Source organism: Arthrobacter sp. CAN_A214 (assembly GCF_015751955.1).
Lineage (GTDB): Bacteria > Actinomycetota > Actinomycetes > Actinomycetales > Micrococcaceae > Arthrobacter_D.
Genome location: NZ_JADOUU010000012.1, coordinates 23881 through 46635 on the forward strand (window position 1 = coordinate 23881; position 22755 = coordinate 46635).

General features: G+C 67.2%; 21 protein-coding genes and 1 tRNA gene. 3 read left to right on the forward strand and 19 right to left on the reverse strand.

The genetic code is table 11. From position 1 onward, the window contains the following. Positions 1-341: 341 nt before the first annotated feature. Positions 342-599: a DUF6458 family protein gene (locus IWX65_RS11305; protein ID WP_196822876.1), complete on the forward strand. Its 258-nt coding sequence runs from the start codon at positions 342-344 to the stop codon at positions 597-599. A 55-nt stretch (positions 600-654) separates the two neighbouring features. Here IWX65_RS11305 and IWX65_RS11310 read toward each other — a convergent pair. After that, positions 655-736: transfer RNA gene (locus IWX65_RS11310), tRNA-Leu, on the reverse strand. A gap of 143 nt (positions 737-879) precedes the next feature. On the opposite strand from IWX65_RS11310, the gene IWX65_RS11315 reads away from it, so the two are divergent. Further along, the gene (locus IWX65_RS11315) at positions 880-1482 is read left to right on the forward strand and encodes an ANTAR domain-containing response regulator (RefSeq protein WP_196822877.1); all 603 of its coding nucleotides are present in this window, start codon (positions 880-882) and stop codon (positions 1480-1482) included. 122 nt (positions 1483-1604) lie between these two features. On the opposite strand, the gene pyk is transcribed toward IWX65_RS11315, so the two are convergent. The 11 genes from pyk to hisI form a co-directional block, all read right to left on the reverse strand. Further along, positions 1605-3098, reverse strand: coding sequence for a pyruvate kinase (gene pyk, locus IWX65_RS11320; protein ID WP_196882937.1), 1494 nt, complete (start codon positions 3096-3098; stop codon positions 1605-1607). Positions 3099-3141: 43 nt separating this feature from the next. After that, complete coding sequence (locus IWX65_RS11325; protein WP_196882938.1) at positions 3142-4599, reverse strand: glutamate synthase subunit beta; 1458 nt, start codon at positions 4597-4599, stop codon at positions 3142-3144. Beyond that, positions 4592-9268: a glutamate synthase large subunit gene (gene gltB, locus IWX65_RS11330; RefSeq protein ID WP_196882939.1), complete on the reverse strand. Its 4677-nt coding sequence runs from the start codon at positions 9266-9268 to the stop codon at positions 4592-4594. The genes IWX65_RS11325 and gltB overlap by 8 nt, the downstream gene beginning before the upstream one ends. 273 nt (positions 9269-9541) lie before the next feature. Then, positions 9542-10624 carry a prolipoprotein diacylglyceryl transferase gene (lgt, locus tag IWX65_RS11335; RefSeq protein ID WP_196882941.1) on the reverse strand — a complete coding sequence of 361 codons (1083 nt, stop codon included), beginning with the start codon at positions 10622-10624 and terminating at the stop codon, positions 9542-9544. Further along, positions 10621-11454, reverse strand: a complete 834-nt coding sequence (trpA, locus tag IWX65_RS11340; protein ID WP_196882943.1) for a tryptophan synthase subunit alpha — start codon at positions 11452-11454, stop codon at positions 10621-10623. The genes lgt and trpA overlap by 4 nt, the downstream gene beginning before the upstream one ends. Further along, entirely contained in the window at positions 11451-12806 is a 1356-nt protein-coding gene (trpB, locus tag IWX65_RS11345) for a tryptophan synthase subunit beta (RefSeq protein ID WP_196882945.1), read from the reverse strand. Before trpB ends, trpA begins: the two co-directional genes overlap by 4 nt. A gap of 77 nt (positions 12807-12883) precedes the next feature. After that, positions 12884-13702, reverse strand: a complete 819-nt coding sequence (gene trpC / locus IWX65_RS11350) for an indole-3-glycerol phosphate synthase TrpC (RefSeq protein WP_196882947.1) — start codon at positions 13700-13702, stop codon at positions 12884-12886. Then, positions 13703-13948 (reverse strand): HGxxPAAW family protein, encoded by a 246-nt coding sequence (locus IWX65_RS11355; RefSeq protein ID WP_196883031.1) that lies wholly within the window; start codon positions 13946-13948, stop codon positions 13703-13705. Positions 13949-14108: 160 nt separating this feature from the next. Beyond that, complete coding sequence (locus IWX65_RS11360; protein ID WP_196882949.1) at positions 14109-14717, reverse strand: Trp biosynthesis-associated membrane protein; 609 nt, start codon at positions 14715-14717, stop codon at positions 14109-14111. After that, complete coding sequence (locus tag IWX65_RS11365) at positions 14707-16284, reverse strand: anthranilate synthase component I (protein WP_196882951.1); 1578 nt, start codon at positions 16282-16284, stop codon at positions 14707-14709. The genes IWX65_RS11360 and IWX65_RS11365 overlap by 11 nt, the downstream gene beginning before the upstream one ends. Positions 16285-16288: 4 nt before the next feature. After that, complete coding sequence (gene hisI / locus IWX65_RS11370; RefSeq protein ID WP_196882952.1) at positions 16289-16816, reverse strand: phosphoribosyl-AMP cyclohydrolase; 528 nt, start codon at positions 16814-16816, stop codon at positions 16289-16291. A gap of 77 nt (positions 16817-16893) precedes the next feature. On the opposite strand from hisI, the gene IWX65_RS11375 reads away from it, so the two are divergent. Continuing rightward, positions 16894-17538, forward strand: a complete 645-nt coding sequence (locus IWX65_RS11375; RefSeq protein ID WP_196883032.1) for a TIGR03085 family metal-binding protein — start codon at positions 16894-16896, stop codon at positions 17536-17538. 36 nt (positions 17539-17574) lie between these two features. Here the strand turns inward: IWX65_RS11375 and hisF are convergent, their stop codons facing one another. The 7 genes from hisF to ribD all read right to left on the reverse strand — a co-directional run bounded on the left by hisF (position 17575) and on the right by ribD (position 22660). Continuing rightward, complete coding sequence (gene hisF / locus IWX65_RS11380; protein ID WP_196882953.1) at positions 17575-18345, reverse strand: imidazole glycerol phosphate synthase subunit HisF; 771 nt, start codon at positions 18343-18345, stop codon at positions 17575-17577. 10 nt (positions 18346-18355) lie between these two features. Beyond that, positions 18356-19201 carry an ATP phosphoribosyltransferase gene (gene hisG, locus IWX65_RS11385; protein WP_196882954.1) on the reverse strand — a complete coding sequence of 282 codons (846 nt, stop codon included), beginning with the start codon at positions 19199-19201 and terminating at the stop codon, positions 18356-18358. A 103-nt stretch (positions 19202-19304) separates the two neighbouring features. Beyond that, positions 19305-19568 (reverse strand): phosphoribosyl-ATP diphosphatase, encoded by a 264-nt coding sequence (locus tag IWX65_RS11390; RefSeq protein WP_196883033.1) that lies wholly within the window; start codon positions 19566-19568, stop codon positions 19305-19307. 80 nt (positions 19569-19648) lie between these two features. Further along, on the reverse strand, positions 19649-20146 hold the full coding sequence (gene ribH / locus IWX65_RS11395; protein ID WP_196882955.1) for a 6,7-dimethyl-8-ribityllumazine synthase: 498 nt from the start codon (positions 20144-20146) through the stop codon (positions 19649-19651). Continuing rightward, positions 20143-20847 (reverse strand): 3,4-dihydroxy-2-butanone-4-phosphate synthase, encoded by a 705-nt coding sequence (gene ribB / locus IWX65_RS11400; protein ID WP_196882956.1) that lies wholly within the window; start codon positions 20845-20847, stop codon positions 20143-20145. Before ribB ends, ribH begins: the two co-directional genes overlap by 4 nt. Beyond that, entirely contained in the window at positions 20844-21536 is a 693-nt protein-coding gene (locus tag IWX65_RS11405; protein ID WP_196882957.1) for a riboflavin synthase, read from the reverse strand. The genes ribB and IWX65_RS11405 overlap by 4 nt, the downstream gene beginning before the upstream one ends. Next, positions 21521-22660 carry a bifunctional diaminohydroxyphosphoribosylaminopyrimidine deaminase/5-amino-6-(5-phosphoribosylamino)uracil reductase RibD gene (gene ribD / locus IWX65_RS11410; protein ID WP_196882958.1) on the reverse strand — a complete coding sequence of 380 codons (1140 nt, stop codon included), beginning with the start codon at positions 22658-22660 and terminating at the stop codon, positions 21521-21523. Before ribD ends, IWX65_RS11405 begins: the two co-directional genes overlap by 16 nt. Positions 22661-22755: the final 95 nt, after the last annotated feature.

The window sequence follows — 22755 nt, forward strand, 5'->3', positions numbered from 1 at the left end:
GCTGATCCTTTCCGGCTCTTTCAAAGGATTCCATCTTGCTTCATCCAGCTCGTAGTCGGATCGGCCGACAGCCGCAGGACCCGGCCGCATTTCTCGGAAAGTATTTCGTGATCCGGGCGATACACCGGAAATCGAATTGTTCCGGCCGTTGGGAGCACACCCGAGGTCAGCCACCAATCAGCCCCGTCTCTCGCTTCTATCGGCTGTTGAAAACTCCTGAGTGTGCCGTGAGAAGAATCAGCAATTCCGAAGTAGGCTTAGCGCCACAATGTCTCCGGAGGTTGTACGCCGCACCAGAACGCTGTTCACTCCGCTTTCCGAAAACAAAAGGAGCATTCGCCATGCGTATCGGTTTCTCTGCTTTCCTCATTGCTGTGGGAGCAATTCTCACCTTCGCCATCAACTTGGACACCGTCAGTGTCGTCAACCTCGACATGGTCGGCTGGATTCTCATGGGCGTCGGCCTGATCGGGCTGATTGCGTCCGTGGCGATGGCCGCACCGCGCCGGCAGCACCGCATCACTGAGTCACGCTCCGTTGTCGATCCGAACACTGGAGAAGCCGTTACCCGTAACGAGACCCGCGACTCCGCTCTCTGACGCAACCGGATGAAGGCCGGAGGTTATGCCTCCGGCCTTCATCCATGAAACATTGTGCCCGAAGTGGGACTCGAACCCACACACCTCTCGATACTGCATTTTGAGTGCAGCGCGTCTGCCAATTCCGCCATTCGGGCCAACTGCACGGGCATGCATGAGATTTGGGACTCATAACGCCGCTCGTGCGCGAAACAACTCTACATGCCGATAGGCTGTTTCTGAGAACCGGTCGGAGCGTTTCGCTCTACCTGACCGGACGTGCCGTCATCAAGGAGCAACAGTGTCCGATCCCACCGATTCCACCGCAGCAGGTCCCGCCAAGCGGGTCATTGTCGCCGAGGATGAGACTCTCATCAGGCTCGACATCGTGGAAATCCTCCAGGGCGAGGGCTACGAGGTCGTCGCCGAGGCGGACAACGGCGAGAAGGCCGTGGCCCTGGCGAAAGAGCACAAACCCGACCTCGTGCTGATGGATGTCAAGATGCCCGTCATGGACGGCATCACGGCGGCCGAGCAGATCGTCAAGGCCCGCATTGCGCCCGTGGTCCTCCTGACGGCATTCAGTCAGAAGGAGCTTATCGAGCGCGCCCGTGAGGCAGGCGCCATGGCGTACGTGGTGAAACCGTTCACGCCGGCGGACCTCATCCCGGCGATCGAGATCGCCATGTCACGGCACGAGGAGATCAAGGCACTGGAAGCGGAGGTGTCCGACCTCCAGGAGCAGTTCGCCACCCGCAAACTGGTCGAGCGGGCCAAGAGCCTGCTGACCACGAAGATGGGCCTCACCGAGCCGGAGGCGTTCCGCTGGATCCAGAAGACGTCGATGGACCGTCGCCTGAGCATGCGCGAAGTGGCCGAGACGATCATCAATCAGGTCAACTAGCCCAGGGCCGGAACCAGCACCAACGCAGAACGCCCGGCTGGGACACCAGCCGGGCGTTCTGCGTAGCCCATTCTGCAAGACTCAGGAGGCCCGTGTGGGGCCCGCCGATCGCCCCGGCAGGACTACTTCTTGTTCCTGACAGGCCAGGGGCCGACGCCTTCCTTGACGAAAGCGGTATGGCCGTCGGGCATCTGGCCGGCGTCGGTGATGTCTCCCACGCGGTGCACCTTGATGGAGTTCGTCGAGCCGGCCTGTCCGGGAGGGGAACCGGCAGCGATGACCACGAGGTCGTCCACCTCGACCATGCCCTGCTCGAACAGGACGCGGTCCACCTGGGCGGTCATCTGGTCGGTGTGCTCTACGAATTCCACGAGCTTCGGCTCGACTCCCCAGATCAGGGACATCGCATTGAGCGTGGACTGCACCGGGGTGAACGCCACCACCGGCTTCCTCGGCCGCAGCCGTGAAAGCCGCCGCGCCGAGTCCCCCGACTGCGTGAACGTGCAGATGTACTTGGCGTCGAGCTGGTCCGAAATCTCGACGGCGGCCCGCGTGATGGCGCCACCGCGGGTCTTGGGTTTGCTGCCGAGGGCGGGAACGCGCTCCATGCCGTGTTTCTCGGTGGATTCGATGATGTCCGCCATGATCCGGACGGTCTCCATGGGGTACTTGCCCACGCTGGTCTCGCCGGACAGCATGACTGCATCGGCGCCGTCGAGCACGGCGTTGGCGCAGTCCGAGGCCTCCGCGCGGGTGGGCCGCGGGTTCTCGATCATGGACTCGAGCACCTGCGTTGCCACGATGACCGGCTTCGCCCAACGGCGGGCCAGTTCGATGGCGCGCTTCTGGACGATCGGCACGTCCTGCAGCGGGAGTTCGACGCCGAGGTCTCCCCGGGCCACCATGATGGAGTCGAAGGCGTCGATGATCTCCTCAAGGGCTTCGACTGCCTGCGGCTTCTCGATCTTGGCGATGACAGGAACGCGGCGCCCCTCCTCGTCCATGATCTCGTGGACGCGATTGACGTCGTCGGCTCCGCGGACGAAGGACAGCGCCACCATGTCGACGCCGAGCTGGATGGCCCAGCGCAGATCCTCCTCGTCCTTCTCACTGAGCGCCGGCACGTTCACGGCCACGCCGGGAAGATTGATGCCCTTGTTGTTGGACACCATGCCGCCGACGGTCACCTCGGTGACCACCTTGACGTCGTCGACGTCGGTGGCGCGCAACGATACCTTGCCGTCGTCGATGAGGAGCATGTCCCCCACCTTCACGTCGTGCGGCAGACCCTTGAACGTCGTCGAGCAGATGTCCTTCGTGCCCTCGACATCCTCGATGGTGATGGTGAAGACGTCGCCCGGCGCCAGGGCGTGGGGGCCGTCGGCAAAACGGCCAAGCCGGATCTTGGGGCCCTGCAGGTCGGCGAAGATGCCGACGGGCTTTCCGAGCTCCTCGGACGCACGACGCACGTTCTCATAGGTCTGCTGGTGCACGGTGTAGTCGCCGTGGCTCATGTTCATCCGGGCGACATCCACCCCGGCGTCGAGGACTGCGAGGGTGTTCTCGTAGCTGGCGATTGCCGGCCCGAAGGTTGCAACGATTTTTGCGCGTCTCATAAACCTAGCCTAGTCGTGTTTGGTGGGGGGAATTCGGTCAACTCTAGAGAACGGCGATCGAGCGGTCGCTGGGTGCCACGGGTGCCGGCAGCTTGGTGGAGCCCATGAGCCACTGGTCGACCGCGGCCGCACAGGCCCGTCCCTCCGCGATGGCCCAGACGATCAGGGACTGGCCCCTCCCGGCGTCGCCGGCAGCGAACACTCCCGGCGTATTCGTCATGTAGTAGCCATCACGCGCCACGTTTCCGCGCTCGTCGAATTCGGCTTCCACCTGCTCGGTGAGTCCGGCCGGCTCCGCACCGGTGAAGCCGAGGGAGAGGAAAACGAGATCGGCGGGGATCTCCCTCTCGGTGCCTGCCTTCGGCACGCGTCGGCCATTGACGAACTCGGTTTCAGCCACCTTGATGGCGCGCAGCGTGCCGTTGTCCCCCACGAATTCCACGGTGCTTGCAAGGTACCGGCGTTCGCCGCCCTCCTCGTGCGCGCTGGCGATGTCGAACAGGGTCGGGAAGGTGGGCCAGGGCTGGTCGGGGCGCCGTTCCGACGACGGCTGCTGACCGATCGCAAGGGTGGTGACGCTTGCGGCCCGATGCCGGTGGGCGGTGCCGAGGCAATCCGCGCCGGTATCACCGCCGCCCAGGATGACCACGTGCTTGCCCTCGGCGGAGATCTGGTCCTCCACCGTCTCCCCTGCGACCACGCGGTTCGCCTGCACGAGGTAGTCCATCGCGAAATGGACCCCGTCGAGCTCGCGCCCGGGAATGGCGAGATCACGGGGAACGGTGGCACCGGTGGCCACCACGACGGCGTCGTACCGTCGCTTGAGCTGACCCCAGCTGATGTCCTTGCCCACCGCGACGCCGGCACGGAAGCGCGTGCCCTCGGCCCGCATCTGGTCGAGGCGCCGCTCGAGGTGGAACTTCTCCATCTTGAAGTCGGGGATGCCGTACCTCAGGAGGCCGCCGATGCGATCGTCGCGTTCGTAGACGGCCACGGTGTGGCCGGCGCGCGTCAGCTGTTGGGCGGCGGCGAGCCCGGCCGGCCCGGAGCCGACGACGGCGATCGTGCGTCCGGTGAGGCGTTCCGGCGGGTGCGGCTCCACGAAGCCGTTCTCGAAGGCCTGGTCGGCGATCGACACCTCCACCTGCTTGATGGTGACCGGTGGCTGGTTGATGCCGAGCACGCAGGAGGACTCGCACGGTGCCGGGCACAGGCGCCCGGTGAACTCCGGGAAGTTGTTGGTGGCATGCAGCCGCTCGATGGCCTCGCGCCCCTTGCCCCGGAACGTCAGGTCATTCCACTCCGGGATCAGGTTCCCCAGCGGACAACCCTGGTGGCAGAACGGGATGCCGCAGTCCATGCAGCGCCCGGCCTGACTCTTGAGGACACCCTGTTCCTGCGCCTCGTACACTTCCTTCCAGTCCATGATCCGCACGGGAACCGGGCGGCGCGACTGGGTCTGGCGCTCGCGCACCTTAAGAAATCCGCGTGGGTCAGCCACCGGTTACCTCCAGAATCTTGGTCCACACTTCTTCGCCGTCAGGGTCGAGGCCCTGCTCGACGGCGGTGGCACGGGCGTCGAGCACTGCCGCGTAGTCGCGTGGCAGCACCTTGGTAAAACGGAGGACGGTGTCCTCGAAGGTGTCGAGGAGGCGCCCCGCGAGCTCGGACTCGGTCTCCTCGAGGTGTTGGATCAGCAGTCTCCGCACGATCTCGATGTCTTCGGCGTCGAGCGGAACGAGCAGCAGTTCACCGTTCTCCAGGCTCTGCTTGTTGACCTTGGTCGAATCGAGGTCGAGCACGAAGGCGGTTCCCCCGGACATTCCCGCGCCGAAGTTCCGGCCGGTGCGGCCGAGAACCAGGGCCTGCCCGCCGGTCATGTACTCGCAGCCGTGGTCTCCGATCCCCTCGGCGACGGCTGTGGCACCCGAGTTGCGCACCAGGAACCGCTCCCCCACCTGGCCCCGCAGGAACATCTCCCCGCTCGTGGCGCCGTAACCGATGACGTTGCCCGCGATCACGTTGCGCTCGGCCCGGAAGATGTTGGCCCGGTCGGGTCGGACGATGATCCGTCCGCCGGATAGTCCCTTGCCCACGTAGTCGTTCGAGTCGCCCAGGAGCCGCAGCGTGACACCTGCTGGGAGGAAAGCACCGAGCGACTGCCCGGCCTGCCCGGTGAGGGTGACGTCGATGGTGTCGGTTGCGAGGGTATCGAGGCCGAAGCGCTTCGTCACCTGGTGACCGAGCATCGTTCCGACGGAGCGGTCGGTGTTCACCACATCCACTGAGATCCTCACCGGTGAGCGGCGCTCAAGCGCATCGGCACTCATGCTGATCAGCTGATTGTCGAAGTGCTGGTCGAGCTCGTGGTTCTGCGGAAGCATGTTCCGCATCGGAGAGCCGGAGTTGAACTCGTTGCCGCGCAGGATCGGGTCGAGGTCGAGGCCGTCTGCCTTCCAGTGCTCGATGGCGTCCCTCGCGTCCAGCAGCTCGCTGTGCCCGATGGCTTCCTCGAGTGTCCGGAAACCGAGCTCGGCGAGGATCTCCCGGACTTCCTCGGCGATGAATTCGAAGAAGTTCACCACGAATTCCGGTTTGCCGGTGAAGCGGCTGCGTAGTTCCGGATTCTGGGTCGCGACGCCCACGGGACAGGTGTCGAGGTGGCAGACGCGCATCATGATGCAGCCGGACACCACCAGCGGCGCCGTGGCGAAGCCGAATTCCTCGCCACCGAGCAGGGCGGCGATGACGACGTCGCGCCCGGTTTTGAGCTGACCGTCCACCTGCACCACCACGCGGTCGCGCAGCCCGTTGAGCATCAGGGTCTGCTGCGTTTCGGCGAGTCCGAGCTCCCAGGGGATCCCTGCGTGCTTGAGGGAGTTGAGCGGGCTGGCTCCGGTCCCGCCGTCGTGCCCTGAGACCAGCACGACGTCGGCCTTCGCCTTGGTGACACCGGCCGCGACGGTGCCGATCCCCACCTCGGACACGAGCTTCACATGGACGCGGGCGCTCGGGTTGGACCGCTTGAGGTCATAGATGAGCTGGGCGAGGTCCTCGATGGAGTAGATGTCATGGTGCGGTGGGGGGGAGATGAGCGCGACCCCCGGTGTGGAGTGCCGGGTGCGGGCAATCCAGGGGTAGACCTTCTGGCTCATCAGCTGGCCGCCCTCTCCGGGTTTGGCACCCTGCGCCATCTTGATCTGGATGTCGTCGGCGTTCGTGAGGTACAGGCTCGTGACGCCGAAGCGTCCTGATGCCACCTGCTTGATGGCGGAGCGGCGCTCGGGGTCCAGAAGGCGGTCCGTGTCCTCACCGCCCTCGCCGGTGTTGGATTTCGCGCCGAGGCGGTTCATCGCGATGGCGAGCGTCTCGTGTGCCTCCTTGGAGATGGAGCCGTAGCTCATGGCACCCGTGGAGAAACGCTTGACGATGCTCGAGACGGGTTCCACCTCGTCGATGGCCAGCGCCGGCCGTGCGTCGCCGCGGAACCGGAGGAGGCCGCGGAGCGTCATGAGGTTCTTCGACTGGTCGTCGACGCCGCGGGTGTAGGACTTGAAGATGTCGTAGCGCCGCTCGCGGGTGGCATGCTGCAGCCGGAACACGGTCTCGGGGTTGAACAGGTGCGGGGGGCCCTCGCGGCGCCACTGGTACTCGCCGCCGTTGTCGAGGTCGCGGTGCGGATCCTCGATGCCGTCCTCGGGGTAGGCGGTTTCGTGCCGGGCGGCATTCTCCGACGCGATCACGTCGAGGCCCACCCCGCCGAGCTGGGTCTGGGTGCCGTGGAAGTATTCGTCCACCAGTTCCTGAGAGAGGCCCAGCGCTTCGAAGGTCTGGGCACCGCAGTAGGATCCCACCGTGGAGATGCCCATTTTCGACATGATCTTCAGGACGCCCTTGCCGAGGCCCTTGATGAGGTGGGCCACGGCCTTCTCCGCGCTGACACCCGTGATGTCACCGTTGCGGACGAGTTCCTCGCAGCTCTCCATCGCGAGGTACGGGTTGACAGCGGAAGCGCCGTAGCCGATAAGTACCGCCACGTGATGGACCTCGCGCACGTCGCCCGCCTCCACCACGAGGGAGGTCTTGGTGCGGTTGGCGCTCTTGAGCAGGTGGTGGTGGACTGCGCTCGTCAGCAGCAGCGACGGGATGGGTGCCCACTGCGCGTTGGAGTCGCGGTCGGACAGCACCACGTACTCGACCCCCCGGTTGAGGGCGCTCGAAACCTGCTCGCAGATCTCGGCGAGACGTGCGCGCAGTGACGCTTCGCCGCCGTCGTGCCGGTACAGGCCACGGACGCGGGCGGTGAGGCGGTCGCCGTCGTCGGTCTCGAGGTTGGCGATCTTCGCCAGCTCGTCGTTGTTGATGACGGGGAACTTCAGGGCGATCTGCTTCGAGCGGACCTGGCCCGTGGACAGGAGGTTCCCGTCGGGGCCGATGGTGACGCCCATGGAGGTCACGAGCTCCTCGCGGATCGAGTCCAGGGGTGGGTTGGTGACCTGCGCAAAGGACTGCACGAAGTAGTCGAAGAGCAGCCGCGGGCGCTTGGACAGGACGGCGATGGGAGTGTCCGAGCCCATGGCGCCGAGCGGCTCGGCACCCGATTTCGCCATGGGACCGAGCAGTATCCGCAGTTCCTCCTGGGTGTAGCCGAAGGTGCGCTGGCGACGGTTGATGGAGGCCTTGGTGTGGACGACGTGTTCACGCTCGGGGAGGTCCTCGAGCTGGATCAGGTTCTCCTTGACCCACTCTCCCCACGGATTCGCCGCAGCGATATCGGCCTTGACCTCCTCGTCCTCGATGAGGCGGCCTTCCTCCGTGTCGACGAGGAACATCTTGCCGGGCGAGACCCGGCCCTTGCGGACGATCTTGGAGGGCTCGACGTCGAGCACGCCCACTTCGGAGGCGAGGATCACCAGGCCGTCCTCGGTGACCCAGTACCGGGCCGGGCGCAGTCCGTTGCGGTCGAGGACCGCGCCGACGAGGCGCCCGTCCGTGAAGGACACCGCGGCCGGCCCGTCCCAGGGCTCCATGAGCATCGAGTGGTACTGGTAGAACGCCCGGCGCGCCGGGTCCATGGAGGTGTGGTTCTCCCAGGCTTCAGGGATCATCATCATGATGGAGTGCGTGATCGGGCGTCCGGAGAGCGTCAGCAGCTCGGCGACCTCATCGAACGACGCCGAGTCGGAGGCTCCCGGGGTGCAGATCGGGAAGAGCTCCTCGGGCGAATCACCCAGGAGGGGGTTGGCCAGCTGCGACTGCCGCGCGCGCATCCAGTTCCGGTTGCCCTTGACCGTATTGATCTCGCCGTTGTGGGCGATGGCGCGGAACGGCTGGGCGAGCGGCCAGGAGGGAAACGTGTTGGTGGAGAAACGGGAGTGGACGATTCCGAGGCGTGTCTTGAAGCGGGGGTCGGAGAGGTCCGGGTAGAACGGCTCGAGCTGGGCGGTGGTGAGCATGCCCTTGTAGACGATGGTCTTCGAGGAGAGTGATGGGAAATACACACCGAATTTGTTCTGGGCGCGCTTGCGGACCCGGAATGCCCGGGCGTCGAGGTCGCCGGCGGCACCGGAGGGCGCCAGGAAAAGCTGCACGAAATGGGGCATGCAGGCGCGCGCCATGGCGCCCACGAGCTCAGCGACGACCGGCACGACGCGCCAGCCGAGAACCGTGAGGCCCTCCGCCTCGGCAATGGCTTCGAGGCCGGCGCGGGCTGTTTCCTCCTCCTTCTGCTCGGCAGGGAGGAACGCCGTCCCCACCACATAGGAGCCGGCGGCCGGCAGATCGAAGTCGACGACGGCGCGGAAGAATTCATCCGGTACCTGGGTCAGCAGTCCCGCGCCGTCGCCGGTCCCCTCATCGGCGCCCACGGCTCCGCGGTGCTCGAGGTTCCGAAGTGCGGTGAGCGCTGCGTCGACGATGTCATGGCCCGGCTCCCCTCGGAGGGTGGCGATGACGGCCAGGCCGCAGGCGTCCTTCTCGTTCTCGGGGTTGTAGAGGCCCGTTGCGGCAGGTACCTTCGAGAAGCGCTCGAAGGGCGAGATCGCACCGCTTCCAGCTGGAGAATTCGGATCCGTGTGCGGTGCCGTTTTCAGCTCGCCCGCAGCTGCTGTCGTGCCCGCAGCCGAAGCTGCGGCCTGCTGCTGTAGAGGCTTATTCGGTGAAGCGTTCATAGAAAGAGTCCTTCCCCCATGATGGAGCGTTGGGAGGGGACAGCCTTGGCCCCGGGGCGCGCACCGGTCGGCGGCGCCTGTTCTATTCGGGCAGGTATCCGGCCTCGCCGGGGCTACCGCCAGTTGCATCGGACGCCTTTTGCTCGTCTTCAGCTGGTTGGAAAACCGTGCAGGTAGCGGCAGGAGGGTGATCCGGCGTCGGTACCGCGGTAAGCCACGACACTGTGGTCTCGCGTCCTTGAAGGCGGTAGCCCGGGACGGTAAGTGGGAGACCTAGTCCCGAGGCTCCGCTCTCGCGGGGTCCTGCGGCACAGGTGCCGCTGAGGAGCCTTTTGTTTCGGAAAGATTACCACGATCGTTTTCTCCTGACCGTTCCTGTCCCGCCGGCGGGGCAACTGTGCCCGATCCGGAATCATCGGAGGAAGCAACTACCGTGTCCGATGCACCCTCGTCCTCTTTCCCGGCCGGCTCGCGCCCCGGAAGGTAGACCGCCGTCGCATCCTTTTTGTCCTGGCGCATCGAAAGGTACACCAGGATCGCCACCGCGACGATGAAGATGAGGATGCTGGTCCACACGTTCAACCGCTGGGTCACGCCGAACAGGGTGATCATCTCGGCGTCGTCGATCCGCAGTGCTTCGATCCAGACCCTGCCAAGGGTGTAGTAGGCGGCGTACAACCAGAACATGCGGCCACCCCGCAGGCGGAGCCGTCGGTCGACGAGCAGCAGGATAGCCACCCCTGCCAGGTTCCAGAGCGATTCGTAGAGGAAGGTGGGATGGAAGAGGGTCCCGGGATCGGCGTCCGCCGGGAAGTTGGCGTTCGACGGATCGATCTCCAGGCCCCACGGAAGGTCGGTGGGTCCGCCGAAGAGTTCCTGGTTGAACCAGTTGCCCCAACGGCCCACGGCCTGGGCCAGCAGCAGACCGGGGGCTGCGGCATCGGCGAAAGCCGCCAACCGCACGCCGGCACGGCGGCAACCGATCCACGCGCCGACCGCGCCGAGTGCAACGGCTCCCCAGATTCCGAGACCGCCCTGCCAGATGTAGAAGGCACGGACAGGGTCGCCCTCCGGCCCGAAATAGGCGTCCGGCGATGAGAACACGTGGTACAGCCGTCCGCCGATGATGCCGAAGGGAATGGCCCAGATGGCCACGTCCCAGATGGCGTCGCCGTTGCCTCCGTAGCGGGTGAACCGTTTCTGGGTGAGGAGCAGGGCAAGGATGATGCCGAGCAGGATGCAGAGGGCGTAGGCGTGGATCACCAGTGGGCCGAGTTCGAAGCTTGCCCACTCCGCGGGAGGACTGGGAATCGACGCCGGAAGCGTCATTGCACTGGAGGGCAGGACGGCATTCATGCAGATTTCTTTCCGGTACCGGTGCTGAGTTCTTTGGTCAGGGCTGCGACGGCTGGAACTCCTCCGTCGCGCAGCGCTGCAACGAGGGCCGTTCCGACGATCACGCCATCGGCATATTCGGCGATCTCGGCGACCTGCCCGGCGGTGGAAACGCCGAGGCCGACACAGGCACGTTCCGCGCCTGCTGCGTGGGCGGCGTCGACGACGGCACGCGCCGCTGCGCCCACCGAGGTGCGTGCGCCGGTAACACCCATGACGGACACGGCGTAGACGAATCCGCGGCTGGCGGAGACGGTGCGCTGCATGCGTTCCGGTGAGGTCGAGGGCGCCACGAGGAACACGCGGTCAAGACCGAACTCATCCGAGACCTCCAGCCATTCGGCCGCCTCATCCGGGATGAGGTCAGGGGTGATGAGGCCCGCACCTCCGGCCGCTGCGAGCCTGCCGGCGAACTCGCGCACGCCCATGCGCATGACGGGGTTCCAGTAGGTCATGACGAGTACCGCCGCGTCGGTTTCGCGGGTGATTCCCTCGACGACGTCGAAGATCTGGGAAACGGCGAAGCCCTTGTTCAACGCCTCCACAGTGGCGTCCTGGATCACGCGGCCGTCCATGACCGGGTCCGAGTACGGAATGCCGATCTCGATGAGGTCCACGCCGTTGCGCGCCATCGCGATGCCGGCGTCGATGGTTGTCCGGACATCGGGGAAACCGGCGGGCAGGTAACCGATCAGGGCCGCACGGCCTTCACTTCTGGCCCGATCGATCGCTGCGGCCGCTTTTGAATAGCCGGGTCCGGCCTGGCCGGTTTCGGTCTGGCTGGTCTTCATAGCTGTTCACCCTCCTGGGCGATTTCCTGCTCGGCGCTGTCATCGGGCAGCAGGTCGAAGTACTCGGCCGCCGTCGCGACGTCCTTGTCGCCCCGTCCCGACAGGCTGACCACGACGATCCTGTCCGCGGGCACCTCCCCCGGGGCGAGCTCGGCTGTCAGGCGCCGGCCGACCTTCATCGCACCCGCCAGCGCGTGTGCCGTCTCGATCGCAGGAATGATCCCCTCGGTGCGGCACAGGAGCTGAAAGGCCTCCATGGCCTCGGCGTCGGTGATGGGCTCGTAGTGCGCGCGGCCGATGTCCGAGAGGTAGGCGTGTTCCGGCCCGACGCCGGGGTAGTCGAGGCCTGCGGAGATGGAGTGCGACTCCATTGTCTGGCCGTCCTCGTCCTGCATCAGGTAGGAACGTGCGCCGTGCAGGACGCCGGGCCGGCCGAGCGTGATGGTGGCCGCGTGGCGGCCCGATTCGACGCCGTCGCCGCCGGCCTCGAAGCCGTACAGCTGGACGGAACGGTCGTCGAGGAAGCCGTGGAAGATCCCGATCGCGTTGGAGCCGCCGCCCACGCATGCCACCACGGCGTCGGGCAGCCTGCCCGCCTGCTCGAGGATCTGCTCGCGCGACTCCTCGCCGATGACCTCGTGGAAATACCGGACCATCGAGGGAAACGGGTGTGCCCCCGCGGCTGTGCCGAGGAGGTAGTGGGTGGTGTCGACGTTCGCCACCCAGTCGCGCAGCGCATCATTGATGGCATCCTTCAGCGTCTGCGAGCCGTTGGTCACCGGTACCACCTCGGCACCGAGGAGCTGCATGCGTGCCACGTTCAGTGCCTGGCGCCGACAATCCTCGGCGCCCATGTACACCACGCACTCAAGGCCGAGCAGAGCGGCCGCTGTGGCGCTCGCGACACCGTGCTGGCCTGCTCCCGTTTCGGCGATGACGCGGGTCTTGCCCATGCGCTTGGCGAGGAGCGCCTGGCCGAGCACGTTGTTGATCTTGTGGGAACCGGTGTGGTTGAGGTCTTCGCGCTTGAGGAAGATCCGCGCGCCGCCGGCATGCTCCGCGAAGCGTTTCGCTTCGGTGAGCAGGGAGGGCCGCCCGGCGTAGTTGCGGTTGAGGTCCGCGACCTGCGCGGTGAACTCCGGGTCCGCCTTCGCCTTGTCGAACGTCTCCTCGAGTTCATCCAGCGCGGCGATCAGCGATTCAGGCATCCACCGGCCGCCATAGGCTCCGAAGTAGGGACCGGGGGCATGCCGGAGAGTCTCGTCGTGCCTGAGGAACGCATCGGCGGGGGTGCTGCCGGCGTCGCCGTTTCCGGCCTGCTTATCCTGGTCCTGGGAAGTGGTGTCGGTCATGACGCAAGCATTCCTGTCTGGGGTGTGATCGGTGGCGTTCCGGCGATATGGAACTCGGGTTCAGTCCTGGAAGAACGTCAGTGCTGGTGCACGCGGCGCCAGGCGCGCCTTCCGGCGGCACGAAAGGCGCCGATGGTCGATTCCGGGTCATCGTGCCGCACGAGTGCTTCACCGACAAGGACGGCGTTGGCGCCCTGTGCGGCGAACTGCTCGACGTCGGCGATGTCCCGCACGCCTGATTCGGCAATCGTCACGGAGCCCTCGGGGATCCGTCCGGCGAGCTCCGGAAAGACCGAACGGTCGATGTCGAGGGTCTTGAGGTTGCGGACGTTGACGCCGATCAGCCGTGCGTTCACTGCCGCTGCGCGGTCCACTTCTTCGGCGGTGTGGGTCTCGACCAGCGCGTTCATGCCCAGTTCGTGGGTCAGTCCGAGGAAGTGCTCGAGCTGGGCGTCGCCGAGGGCGGCGACGATGAGCAGCACGAGATCAGCCCCATGGGCACGAGCTTCCCAGATCTGGTAATCAGTGACCGTGAAGTCCTTGCGCAGCACCGGAATGTTCACCCGCGCGCGGACGGCGTCGAGGTCGGCGAGGGATCCCTTGAACCGCCGCTGCTCGGTGAGGACGCTGACCACTGCGGCCCCGCCGGACTCGTAGCGCGCCGCAAGCGCCGCCGGGTCGGTGATGCTCGCCAGGCTGCCCTTGGACGGGCTGCTCCGCTTGACCTCTGCAATGACCTCGAGCCCGCCGGGTCCGTTGCCCTTGAGGGCGGAGTGGGCGTCGAGCGCCGCGGGCCGGGCCAGTGCGTTCGACTGGAGCCGGGGAAGCGGAAGTGCGTACTCCCTGGCGGCGAGATCCTCGCGGACGCCGACGATGATGTCGTCGAGGACGCTCACCTAGTGCTCTTTTTTGAGCTTCGAGCCGCCCACGCCGTACCCGATCCGGCGGAGGACGAATCCAACGAGCAGGCCGATGAACATGACGCCGATTCCGAGCCAGAACAGCAGGGTGCCGAGGCCGTGGTTGCCCTCGGTGCTCGCCAGGATGTAGGCGAAGGAGGAGATCGCCGCACCGACGAGCATGATCAGCACGCAGGTCCATGCCGCTGGGCTGTTGCCGTGGCCGATCGTCTCGTCGCCCATCTGCGCGTGGCTCGTGGGGGAGTTCCGATTCGTCGTTTCGCTGGTTTCAGCTGCCATGGTGCTTCTCCTTCATCCGTGTCTGCCTACATTCTGCCACTGTTGGCGGCCCCCCACTGAACTGCGGGAAGCGCTGTCGTCCCTGCGCAGGTCCGAACTACGCCTAGCGCGTGGGGTCCTCGCCGTGCGTCAACCGGTCCCAGCTGTCGATCTCCCCGGCATGCGCCGTCCCCGGTGCCGGGGCTGCACCCTGCGGATTCTTCTCGTACCGCCTGGTCTGGCCCCAGGACCGTCCGGCGATGATCAGCCAGACTGCAGCGGCGGCGAGGAGGAGGCCCGCCCCGGCAGCAACCCAGGGCATTGCGGTGGTGGTGACGGTAGCACCCGCTCCCCCGCTGATTCCGATCGCCTCGCCGATCGACGGCGCCGCGGCGGCGGTGGGATCGCCAGTGACCTGAAGGCTCACGAATGCTATCCCGACACCGGCCACCAAGAGGATGATCGCCACCACCCACCGGGCGATGCGTCCCGCGATGGACACCGCGAACGCCCCGGCGAGGGACACGAGCGCGAAAGCGGTGACGGGGGTCGCGGCGTCGCTGCCCGCGACGTCGAGGTCCGGCGTCTGCACGGCATCCTGGGGCAGGCTGACCGTCAGCCAGGTCTGTGTCGTGGTGCCGAAGGCGAGGAGGGCCATCAGCACGATCGCCATCACGACGGTGCCGCGGCGCTTGAGCCGCACCGCCCGCTCGGCGCCCAGCTCAGCGGCCATGGGAGGTCTCCCCCGGGACGAGGACCGGGGCGGCGGGGCGAAGGGCCGACGCCGTCAGCGCCGCCCGGAGTGGCGCGGCCGCCTTGTTGACGGTCTCGAGCGCTTCGGATTCCAGGACCGAGTCGGCGACGATTCCTCCGCCGGCCTGTACATAGGCCGTACCGTCCCGCAGCAGGGCGGAACGGATTGCGATCGCCATGTCCATGTCCCCGGCGAAGTCGAGGTAGCCCACCACGCCGCCGTAGATGCCGCGCCGGTGCGGTTCAAGCTCGTCGATCAACCGGAGCGCCCGGGGTTTGGGCGCTCCGGAAAGTGTGCCGGCAGGGAAAGTGGCAGCAAGGACGTCGTAGGCGGATCTCCGCGAGGACAAACGCCCGACGACGGTGGAGACGAGGTGCATGATGTGGCTGAACCGCTCCACCTCCATGAACTGCGTGACATCGACGCTGCCCGGAACGCACACCTTCGAGAGATCGTTGCGGGCGAGATCCACGAGCATGAGGTGCTCGGCCTTTTCCTTCTCATCGGCCCGCAGCTCGTCGGCAAGTGCCCGGTCCTCGTCGGTCGTCCTGCCACGCGGTCGTGACCCTGCGATGGGGTGGGTGATGACCTCGTCCCCCGTGACGGTCACCAGTGCCTCGGGCGAGGAACCCACGATCGAGTAGGCCCGGCCGTCGGCGTCCTCGAGGCTGAAGAGATACATGTAGGGGCTGGGGTTCGTGGTCCGTAGGACGCGGTACACGTCGAGCGCTGATGCCTCGCAGTCGAGCTCGAACCGTCGCGAGATCACCACCTGGAAGACATCGCCGTCAACGATCGCCTGCTTCCCGCGCTCGATCGCCGCAAGGTATTTCGGCCGGTCCCAGCTCTCCCGGACGCCGCCCAGCAGTTGATCGACGCTGCGGGCGCCGGGATCCATCACCGACACGGGAAGGTCCGCCGGCTCCGCAAGTCTGGCGAGCAGTGCGTCCACACGCGCCACGGCGTCGTGCCATGCCTCGTCGACGCGGTCATCCGAGCCGTCGAAGTTGATCGCGTTCGCGACAAGGGTGAGGGAGCCTTCCGAATTGTCGTGGATGGCCATGTCCGCGACGAGGCACATCGCCAGCTCGGGAAGGTGCAGATCGTCCTCGGGCGGGCTGGTGAGCCGCTCCCAGTGGCGCACTGCTTCCCAGCCCACGAACCCGACCAGCCCGGAGGTGAAGGGTGGCAGGTCGTCGAACCGTTCGGTCCGGAGCTCCTCGACGGTGAGCCGTACCGCTTCCACGGGGTCGCCCGAGACGGGGACGCCGGACGGCGGCTTGCCGAGCCAGTGCGCTTCGCCGTCGCGCGTGGTCAGGGTGGCGCGTGAATTCACGCCGATGAACGAATAGCGCGACCACACGCCGCCCACGGCCGCCGATTCCATGAGGAACGTGCCGGGTTGACCGTCGGCCAGTTTGCGGTAGATCCCGATCGGCGTATGCGCGTCGGCCAGGACCTTGAGGTGGACGGGGACGACCCGATGGGTCCGAGCGAGCTCGCGGAACTCCTCGAGGGTGGGACTGAGCGTTCCCAGGTGCTGCATCGCCTCAGTTCCCTTCGGTGGGTTCGATGGTGCCGACGGAGCTGGGCTCCATGGTTCCCGCGGAGCTGGTCCCGATCACCGCGTCGATGTCGCGCCCGTCGAAGCATGTGCGGGTGCCGGTATGGCAGGCCGCGCCTTCCTGGTCCACGGTGACCAGGAGCGCGTCGCCGTCGCAGTCGAGCGCAACGCCCCTGACCCACTGCCGGTGACCGGAGGTGTCCCCCTTGCGCCAGTATTCGCCGCGGGACCGGGAGTAGAACGTGACCCGGCCGGTGCTCAGGGTGCGCCGCAGCGCTTCGTCGTCCATCCACCCGACCATGAGCACCTCGAGGGAGTCGTGCTGCTGGACGACCGCGGCCACGAGACCTGCGTCATTGCGTTTGAGCGCTGCGCTGACACCGGGATCGAGTTCGGGCCCCCGTGCCGGATCCCGTGCCGGATCGTGCCCCGCGGCCGGACCGGACGCGGCGCCGGTGGCCGGTTCCAGGGGTGTGGCGGGTGAGGTTCGGGGGGAAGCGTTGAGGGAAGGCATCGTTTCCAATTCTAGTGCTCACGCAATACAGCCGTGCACCACCCACATACCCGGCGTTCATGCTACTTTCAGCTGTGATGCGCTATGTGATTCCGTCCCGCGATGTCCTTGCCGAAACGCTGCTGGCTGCCGGCCCTTCCGCCCCGACGCTGTGCGAGGGGTGGGAAACCAAGGAGCTCGCGGCGCATCTCTTTCTGCGTGAGCACCGACCTGCGGCAAGCCTCGGCATCGTCCTGAAGCCGTTCGCGGGCGCCACGGAGAAAGCCACGCGGAAAACCGCAGCGAAGGCGGCCACTCCCGAGGGTTACCGCCGACTCGTGAGGAAGTTCCGCGCGGGACCGCCGCCGTTCTCTCCCCTGCGGATCGAGTCGGTGGACAGAAGTGCAAACCTCATCGAATACCTCGTCCACACGGAGGATGTCCGGCGCGCCGGCACGAGGTGGGCACCGAGGGCCCTCGACGAGGAGTACTCGGAGGCGCTGTGGGGTGAACTGATCAAACGCGCGGCGCTGCTGTACCGGGGAGTCGACCTGGGGATCGTGCTGGTGCGGCCGGACGGGCCGAGGCACGTGGCCAAGCGCGCACATGTGTCCGTCGCCATCGTCGGAGAGCCGGCCGAACTGCTCATGCACGCGCACGGCCGGCGCGCCCACTCACTCGTCACCTTCGAGGGCCAGCCCGACGCCGTCGCACTCCTCGACAGCGCCGATATCGGGCCCTAGCGTCCGGAGGCCGTACCCCGGGAGGCGTCGTGGTGTTCAGCGGACCGGGAAGCCTGCGTCCCGGATCGCCGCCTTGACCTGGGCGATGGCGTCCACGGGTCCGAAGTGGAAGACCGATGCCGCGAGCACCGCATCCGCGCCCGCGGCGACGGCCGGCGGAAAGTGCTCCGGCGCTCCCGCTCCGCCAGAGGCGATCAGGGGAACCGTGACGGCTGCCCGGACAGCGCGGATGAGCTCGAGGTCGAACCCGTTCTTGGTCCCGTCGGCATCGATCGAGTTGAGGAGGATCTCCCCCACTCCCCGGTCGGCGGCCTCACGGGCCCACTCGATGGCGTCGATCCCGGTTCCCTTGCGCCCACCGTACGTCGTCACTTCGAAACCGGACGGCGTGGGGGCATCCCGGGTGCGCCGCGCGTCGAGTGAGAGAACCAGCACCTGGGCACCGAAGTGAGCGGCGATCTCGTCGATGATCGCGGGCCGTGAGACCGCCGCCGTGTTGATGGACGCCTTGTCGGCGCCGAAGCGCAGCAGGCGGTCGACGTCGGAGATCTCCCGCACGCCGCCGCCCACGGTGAGGGGAATGAAGACCTCCTCGGCGGTGCGGGCCACCACCTCGAGGGTCGTGGCCCGGTTACCGGAGGACGCGGTGACGTCGAGGAACGTCAGTTCGTCGGCGCCCGCGCGGTCGTAGCGGTGTGCGAGCTCCACCGGATCGCCGGCATCGCGGAGGTCCTCGAAGTTCACCCCCTTGACCACCCGGCCCGCGTCGACGTCCAGGCACGGAATGACCCTTACTGCAACACCCATGAAACCGCTCCTAGATCCTGCAGGCGTGGATAGTGCTCACGAGGATGGCCCGCGCACCCAGCTCATACAGCTCGTCCATCACCCGGTTGGTCTCGCTGCGCCGGACCATCGAGCGCACCGCCACCCACTCGGAGTCCCTCAGGGGCGAGACCGTTGGGGATTCGAGGCCGGGGGTGAGCGCAGCTGCGTCGTCGACCAGGTCCTTGCGGATGTCGTAGTCCATCAGCACGTACTGTCGCGCGACGAGCACGCCCTGGAGCCGGCGGGTGAGGACGTCGAGGCCCGCGGGCGGCTCCGCACCGGCCCGGCCGATCAGGACGGCTTCGCTGCGGAGGATGGGCTCGCCGAAAATCTCCATGCCCGCGGCCTTGAGCGTGCTTCCGGTCTCGACGACGTCAGCAATGGCGTCGGCCACCCCGAGCCGTACCGAGGATTCGACGGCGCCGTCGAGCCGCACCACAGCGGCGCGGATGCCGCGCTCCCCGAGGTAGTCGTTGAGGAGGCCCTCGTAACTGGTGGCTAGTCGCTTGCCCTCGAGCTCGGTCGCCGCCGAGAAATGGCCGACAGGTCCGGCGAACCGGAAGGTCGACGCTCCGAAACCGAGCTGGAGGAGCTCCTCGGCCTGCACCTGGGCGTCGAGGAACAGGTCGCGGCCGGTAATGCCGACGTCGAGCGTTCCCGAGCCCACGTAGACCGCGATGTCGCGCGGTCGCAGGAAGAAGAATTCGATGTCGTTCTCGGCGTCCACCAGCACCAGTTCACGGGTGTCGCGGCGTTGCCGGTAGCCCGCCTCGGCGAGCATGGCGGAGGCTGCCTCGGAAAGGGCGCCCTTGTTGGGGACTGCTACACGGAGCATGGGGAAACTTTCGCTGGGATTGAACTTTGCTGGGATTGGATCTCGCTGGGATCGAACACGGAGGGCAACGGCCGCATCGCGGAGGATTCCGCTCGGGACGCGGCTAGAGATGCTTGTAGACGTCCGAGAGCGAAAGTCCCTTGGCGAGCATCAGCACCTGCAGGTGGTACAGGAGCTGGGAGATCTCCTCCGCCGTCTCGTCGTTCGATTCGTATTCGGCGGCCATCCACACCTCGGCTGCTTCCTCGACCACCTTCTTGCCGATCCCGTGCACACCGGAATCGAGTTCGGCCACCGTGCGGGAGCCCGAAGGGCGCGCAGTTGCCTTACCGCTCAGTTCCTCGAAGAGGGAATCAAAGGTCTTCACGGTGCCAACGTTACTGGTTCCCTGCGGTTCTTCCCGCCCCGCGCCCTGCGGTGTGACGGACTTCTCGGTGCCGGGGCCCATCATCTGGACGGCCATTTCCGGAGGATTGCGGCCGTGGCCAGTGCCGCGCTGACGGCCTCGTGCCCCTTGTCCTCGCTCGACCCGGGCAGTCCGGCGCGGTCAAGGGCCTGCTGCTCGTTGTCACAGGTGAGGACGCCGAAGCCAACCGGCACTCCCGTGCGCACACTGACGTCGGTGAGGCCCGACGTCGCCGCCTGGCAGACGTAGTCGAAGTGCGGCGTCCCGCCGCGGATGACGACGCCGAGTGCGACGACGGCGTCGAAGTGCGGTGCGAGACGCGCCGCGGCGACCGGCAGCTCGAAGCTTCCGGGGACCCTCACCTCGGTGGTCTCGACGCCCGCCTCCGCTGCAGCCCGGCGCGCGCCGTCGAGCAGCCCGTCCATGATCCCGGTGTGCCAGCTTGCCGCGATCACGGCAAGCCGCAGCGGCTTGCCGTCTCCGGATGCGTCCTGATTGATTCCGCTGATGTCGATGACGGGTGCGCCGTGGCCGCTCATGGAGTGCTCCTGGTGGTTGATGGTTGGAGGTCGGAAAGGTGAAGGATGAGGTCCTCGATCGAGATCAGCGCCAGGGCGTGCTCGTCCGCGAACTGCCGCAGGGCCGGCAACCGCATCATGGTTCCGTCGTCGTGCACGAGCTCGGCGATCACAGCCGCCGGCTCCATCCCGGCGAGCCGGCACAGCTCGACGCCGGCCTCGGTGTGCCCCGGCCGCTCAAGGACGCCGCCCTCCGCGGCGCGGAGCGGAAACATGTGCCCGGGCCTCGTGAGGTCTGTCGGTGCGCTGTCCGGGGAGGCGAGGATCCGGGCAGTGAGTGCCCGGTCCGCCGCGCTGATCCCGGTGCTGACGCCGGTCGCTGCGTCACAGGAGACCGTGTACGCGGTGCCCTTCGAATCCTCATTGACCGCCGTCATCGGCGGCAACCGGAGTCGGTCGGCGGCGGCGCCTTCGAGCGGAACGCACAGCACCCCCGAGGTATGACGGACCGTCCAGCCGACCAGGGCGGGGGTTGCGGACTGGGCGGCGAAGATGATGTCCCCCTCGTTCTCCCTGTCCGCGTCATCCACGACGACGACGGCCCGCCCCGCGGCAATGGCCTCGACGGCGAGCTGCACCGGGTCGAGGACGACAGCCCGGGGCTGACCCCCGGCGGCTGTCGGGCTCACCGTCGTCGGTCCTTCAGAGTGTGCGGCGATCATGCGTGCACCGCCGTGTCGCCTGCAGTGCCGGACGGAGTGTCGGCGCCCATGCTGCGCCCGCCGGCGGCTCCGCTTCCCGCAGCGAACCCCAGGAGACGCTCTGCGTACTTCGCGAGCACATCCATTTCGAGATTGACCTGCCCCCCGATGGCCTTGCTGCCCAGACCGGTGGCTTCGAGGGTCGTGGGTATCAGCCCTACCTCGAACCAGGCCTCGTCGGCCGACGGCGGGCTCACCGCCGTCACGGTCAGGGAGACGCCGTCGATGGCGATGGATCCCTTCTCCGCTGCAAACCGGGCGAGATCGAGCGGCAGGGAGAAACGCAGCCGGTGCCATGCGCCGAGGTCCTCCCGCTCCACCAGCGTGCCCAGTCCATCCACGTGACCCTGTACCACGTGCCCGTCGAGCCGCCCGCCGGCCTGGACGCACCGCTCGAGGTTCACCGCTGCGCCAGGTAGCAGCGTGCCGGTGGTGGTTCGCCGCAGGGTCTCCCCCATGACGTCCACCGCAACCCTTCCGCCGTCGAGCTTCACCGCCGTCAGGCACACTCCGTTGACGGCGATCGACCCGCCGGGCGCGAGGTCGGCGCCGCTGACCGGGGCGTCGAACACCAGCACGGCGCTCTCCTGGTCCGCGGCAACGTCAAGGGACACGACGCTTCCCTGTTCGGACACTATTCCTGTGAACATGGTGACTCCTGGTCTCGTGACGCTGACGGCGTCGGCGGGGCTTGCGTTGCTGGCTGGGTGGATACGGCAGGTGGTTCAGGTCCGTCGGCGGTGTCGTCGGGACGGAGGTGAAGCCGAAGATCGGCTCCCAGCTGCTGGACGGCGGCGCCACCGTCCGGGTCGAGCCGCCAGCGGCTTGCTGCAGTAAGGGTGGAAATTCCCAGGGGCGGGATCAGGGGCTTGCCGTCGCCGAGGATGATCGGCGCGACATAGCTGAAAATCTCATCCACCACCCCGGCCTGAAGGAAAGCACCTGCGATGGTGGGGCCGCCCTCCACCATCAGGTGCCGGACGCCAGCCTGCATCAGCTGATCGAGGGCGGCGCCGACATCCCGCGTGGCCAGATGGAGGAAGCCGGGTCCCCGGACGGCGGCATCAGCCGCCGGTCGCCGTAACCCCATCACCACCCGCAGGGGCTGGCGATCGCTGCTTTCCGTGCGGGCCGTGAGCCGCGGATCGTCCGCCAGCACGGTGCCGGTGCCCACCAGGACGGCGTCGGCGCGCGCCCGGATCGTGTGGCCGTCGGACCGTGCTTCAGGCCCGGTGATCCACTGGCTCGTGCCGTCCGGTGCCGCCACCCTGCCGTCGAGGGTTCCGGCGGTCTTGAGGGTGACGAACGGCCTGCCTTCGGCCATCGACCGGACCCACCGCGGATTGAGGCCGGCGGCGGCTGCCGCCAGCTTTCCGCCGACGCATTCGACACCGTGGGACCTCAGCCAGGCGGCTCCTCCCGCGGCCTCGGCGTTGGTATCCGTCGCGGCGTAGACCACACGGCGGATACCTGCTGCGGAAACCGCTTCGCAGCAGGGGCCGGTGCGCCCGGTGTGGCTGCAGGGTTCGAGGGTGACGACCATTGTTCCGCCGTCGACGTCGTGGCCCCGGCTCCGGGCGTCCGTCAGGGCGGAAGGCTCGGCGTGGGGCGTTCCTGCGCCGTTGTGCGCGCCCTCGCCGATTACTCTGCCGGACGGGTCGAGAACCACGGCCCCAACGAGCGGATTTGCGCCACGCACCCCGCTCGCGGCCAGTTCCAGCGCACGCAGCATGGCGCCGTGTTCGGAGATCTCACGCTCGGCGGAGGGGATCATGCCAGCGCCTGCCCCTCGGGTTCCTGCAGAACTTCCATGTCGCTTCCTTTGCCGTTGAGCGGCTTCGGGGTGACGACAGCAGGAAGGGCCGTCCG

Excerpts from the sequence above, each read along its gene's own strand:
- ribB (WP_196882956.1), bottom strand. The coding sequence starts at position 20,847 with ATGATCGCCGCACACTCTGAAGGACCGACGACGGTGAGCCCGACAGCC.
- IWX65_RS11360 (WP_196882949.1), bottom strand. The coding sequence starts at position 14,717 with ATGGCCGCTGAGCTGGGCGCCGAGCGGGCGGTGCGGCTCAAGCGCCGC.
- IWX65_RS11375 (WP_196883032.1), top strand. The coding sequence starts at position 16,894 with ATGCGCTATGTGATTCCGTCCCGCGATGTCCTTGCCGAAACGCTGCTG.
- trpA (WP_196882943.1), bottom strand. The coding sequence starts at position 11,454 with ATGAAGACCAGCCAGACCGAAACCGGCCAGGCCGGACCCGGCTATTCA.
- hisG (WP_196882954.1), bottom strand. The coding sequence starts at position 19,201 with ATGCTCCGTGTAGCAGTCCCCAACAAGGGCGCCCTTTCCGAGGCAGCC.
- IWX65_RS11405 (WP_196882957.1), bottom strand. The coding sequence starts at position 21,536 with ATGTTCACAGGAATAGTGTCCGAACAGGGAAGCGTCGTGTCCCTTGAC.
- gltB (WP_196882939.1), bottom strand. The coding sequence starts at position 9,268 with ATGAACGCTTCACCGAATAAGCCTCTACAGCAGCAGGCCGCAGCTTCG.
- IWX65_RS11365 (WP_196882951.1), bottom strand. The coding sequence starts at position 16,284 with ATGCAGCACCTGGGAACGCTCAGTCCCACCCTCGAGGAGTTCCGCGAG.
- pyk (WP_196882937.1), bottom strand. The coding sequence starts at position 3,098 with ATGAGACGCGCAAAAATCGTTGCAACCTTCGGGCCGGCAATCGCCAGC.
- ribD (WP_196882958.1), bottom strand. The coding sequence starts at position 22,660 with ATGATCCCCTCCGCCGAGCGTGAGATCTCCGAACACGGCGCCATGCTG.
- IWX65_RS11305 (WP_196822876.1), top strand. The coding sequence starts at position 342 with ATGCGTATCGGTTTCTCTGCTTTCCTCATTGCTGTGGGAGCAATTCTC.
- hisI (WP_196882952.1), bottom strand. The coding sequence starts at position 16,816 with ATGCCTTCCCTCAACGCTTCCCCCCGAACCTCACCCGCCACACCCCTG.
- hisF (WP_196882953.1), bottom strand. The coding sequence starts at position 18,345 with ATGGGTGTTGCAGTAAGGGTCATTCCGTGCCTGGACGTCGACGCGGGC.
- trpB (WP_196882945.1), bottom strand. The coding sequence starts at position 12,806 with ATGACCGACACCACTTCCCAGGACCAGGATAAGCAGGCCGGAAACGGC.
- lgt (WP_196882941.1), bottom strand. The coding sequence starts at position 10,624 with ATGAATGCCGTCCTGCCCTCCAGTGCAATGACGCTTCCGGCGTCGATT.
- ribH (WP_196882955.1), bottom strand. The coding sequence starts at position 20,146 with ATGAGCGGCCACGGCGCACCCGTCATCGACATCAGCGGAATCAATCAG.
- IWX65_RS11355 (WP_196883031.1), bottom strand. The coding sequence starts at position 13,948 with ATGGGCGACGAGACGATCGGCCACGGCAACAGCCCAGCGGCATGGACC.